Source organism: Rhodococcus sp. EPR-157 (assembly GCF_001647195.1).
Lineage (GTDB): Bacteria > Actinomycetota > Actinomycetes > Mycobacteriales > Mycobacteriaceae > Rhodococcoides.
Map to the genome: position 1 here is coordinate 1 of NZ_LVCV01000574.1, position 3,113 is coordinate 3,113.

Genomic DNA, 3,113 nt, shown 5'->3' on the forward strand with positions numbered 1-3,113 from the left:
CGGGAAGGTGGTGCGCAGCGACACCACAAGTCAGTCAGGTGACGATGCCTAGGCCACCGCTCGAACTCGGTACGTGGGGAAAGATCACCCGGACTGAACTCAAGGACAGCAACGGCCACCCGACCGGTACATGGGTAGCCCGGACCCGGTACCGCGACTACGACGGTGTCACCCGACAGGTGAAAACGAACGGCAGCAGCGGCGCGAAAGCTGAAGCAGCACTGAAGGTTTCTCTTCGAGACAGACAACGATCCCAGGGCGGCAACGGTCTCACCGGCAAGTCGACCGTGGGCGAACTGCTGGAACTGTGGATTGCCACGCCAGCGCCGAGGGGTACGCGCTCACCGCAGACCCTCGCCGGGTACCAGCGCTGCATCGACAAGATCATCGCGCCGGGCCTGAGCAACGTTCGACTACACGAGGCGACCACGGGCCGGATCGAGACATTCCTGCGGGCCGTGCGGACCGACTCGGGCAAGCGGGACGCGCGCGGGATTCTCAGCCAAGCGTTCGCCTTTGCGGCCCGACTCGATGCAGTCGACTACAACCCGGTAGCTGATACCAGCCGTGCGCCGACCTCGAGCAACCCCGCGCGAGCGCTCACTGTCGCGGATGTGCACGAGCTTCGCCGCCGAGTCCACGCATGGCAAAACCGAGACCTGGGTGACGGCTCGAAGCGATTCGGCCCGAAGCGTGCCCACGATCTGGCCGAGATCATCGATGTAATGATCGGCACTGGGACTCGGATCGGCGAATGCCTCGCGCTGAGATGGCGGGACATCGACGGCCTGGACGGCAGCGGCCCGGTCGTCGTGACCGTATCGGGAACGCTCGTCGAGCTGGCCGGCACCGGAGTGTTCCGCCAGGACCATCCGAAGACGAAGAGCGGTCGACGGACCGTGACCATCCCCGGCTTTTCAGCCGATGCCCTGAGAAGGCAGCGCGACCGCGATATCCCGTCATCCGAGGGTCTGGTGTTCCCGTCGCGGCTGGGCACACCTCGGTGGCCGGGCAACGTGCGAACCTCGTGGCGTCTTGTGCGAGGCGACGACTACGCCTGGGTGAAGCCGCACAGCTTCCGCAAGACCGTCGGGACGATGATCGAGCGCGAACTCGGACTGAGCGCGGCGTCGGCTCAGCTCGGACACTCGGGAAGCGCGGTCACGGAGAAGCACTACATCGAGCGCGCGACGATGGCCCCGGACGTCAGCAGTGTTCTCGACAAGCTGGCGCCGATTCAATCTGTGCCATAAACGTGCCCTGGGGACGAAAAAGGGCAGGACCGAGGTTATGGAAACTACCTCTGACCTGCCCTCTTGCGAGCCGCCTAAGAGAATCGAACTCTTGACCTTTTCATTACGAGTGAAATGCTCTACCGACTGAGCTAAGGCGGCGTGCCTTTCGGCGTTGATGAGTCTAACGGAGCATCCCATCGAAACTGAAATCGCCCATCCTCGAGCTCAGGCTGCGCCGGCCAACCCCTCGACCGGACCGGCAAGAACTGACGTGAAGTACCTGGTCACGTCGTCGGACACCGGTGACGAGGGTGCCCCGGCCCCCATCGCTTGAATGGACCGTCGAAGCTATCTGATCGTATGGATGGACCATCCAAGCGGTGGGGCGCACGGCCGGACCATCGCTTGGATGGACCGACGAAGCTATCTGACCGTATGGATGGACCATTCAAGCGATAGTGACTCGGCCGACAACAGTCAGCGCAGCGCCGCACCCAGCTGCGCGACCATTGCGTAGACCGCGAACTTCGGCTTGGCATTGAGCGCCAACGCTTCACGACACACGAGAATCGCCTCGATGCTCTTCAGCAAAGCCTCCGGGGATGCACCCCGCGCCATACGTTCGATCTGCTCGGACATGTCCGGATGATTCAGGACGGCGGTCGATCCGTACGACCGAGCAAGTGCATCTCGGTACAGTCCCGCAAGGTCGATCAACGCGCGGTCGAAGGAATCTCGAAGATTTCGGGTACGCCTCGACTTCTGCCGAGCTTCCAATTCCTTGATCACGCCCGCCGACCCTCGCAGGGCGCCTGCCGCACCCTTACCGGTACCGCCTGCCCCGAGCGCGGTGCGCAATTCTTCCATCTCGACGCCGTCGAGCGCGGCACTGATCTCGGCGGCTTCGGTCTCGGCAGCCTTCACCATCTCCTCGGCAGCGAGGTACGCCTGGTTCGGCCGGGCTGCAGCGGAAGCGAGGCCAAGCGCGCGGATGCGTCGGGCACGCGCGTCTTCGTCTTTCGCCAGTCGACGGGCGCGGCCGACGTGACCACCGCTGACCGACGCCGCCCACTGCGCGGTCTTCTCGTCGAGCTTGTCCCTGGTCTGCAACACCTGGGCGATCGCCGACGCCGTGGGCGTGACGAGATGGACGTGACGGCACCTGGACCGGAGCGTCACCGACATGTCCTCGGGATCGGTCGACGGTGCACACAACAGCATGACGGTCCGTACGGGCGGTTCCTCGACGACCTTCAACAGCGCATTTGCAGCGGCCTCGCTGAGTCGATCCGCGTCCTCGATCACGACGATCTGCCAACGCCCGGTGCTCGGCCGACGGGCAGCGATCTGCACGATTTCGCGCATCTCCTTGACGCTGATGCTCAGTCCCTGCGGGATGATGCGTCGAACATCGCCGTGAGTGCCTGCCATCGTCGTCGTGCATGCGTGGCACTCGCCACAACCAGGCACACCCTCGGTGGTGCACTGGAGTGCTGCGGCGAAGCACAGTGCTGCGATCGATCGACCCGATCCGGGAGGGCCGGTGAACAACCAGGAGTGCGTCATCGCCGATCCGGGCGCGCCGGTGCGGGCTCCGACGGCTGCGCCCGTCAATTCTGCTTCGACGTCCTCTTGGCCGATCAGTCGATCGAATACTCCAGCCATGACTGAGCAGCTTAGTCGGCGGGTCCGACTCGGATTCTCAGCGAGGTGGGGGGAAGTAGGGCGCGATCACGTCGAACCTCTCCAACAACGACTGACGCTCATCGGCCAGGGAGGCATCGCCGGCTTCGGAGATGTACATCGAGACTGCGCCCGCCTCCGTCATGGTCTGCGTCGCGTACATGTCGTCGTCGAGGACATACAGGTACGTCGTGT

General features: G+C 64.1%; 2 protein-coding genes and 1 tRNA gene. 1 reads left to right on the forward strand and 2 read right to left on the reverse strand.

All coding sequences use genetic code 11. The annotated features are described in order from the left end of the window. Positions 1-1,253, forward strand: a 1,253-nt coding sequence (locus tag A2J03_RS25340) for a site-specific integrase (RefSeq protein WP_231912712.1), incomplete at its 5' end; no start/stop codon positions are given. Positions 1,254-1,321: 68 nt separating this feature from the next. Here the strand turns inward: A2J03_RS25340 and A2J03_RS25345 are convergent. After that, positions 1,322-1,394, reverse strand: a tRNA-Thr gene (locus A2J03_RS25345). A gap of 318 nt (positions 1,395-1,712) precedes the next feature. Further along, complete coding sequence (locus A2J03_RS25350; RefSeq protein ID WP_068379692.1) at positions 1,713-2,900, reverse strand: DNA polymerase III subunit delta'; 1,188 nt, start codon at positions 2,898-2,900, stop codon at positions 1,713-1,715. Positions 2,901-3,113 lie beyond the last annotated feature (213 nt).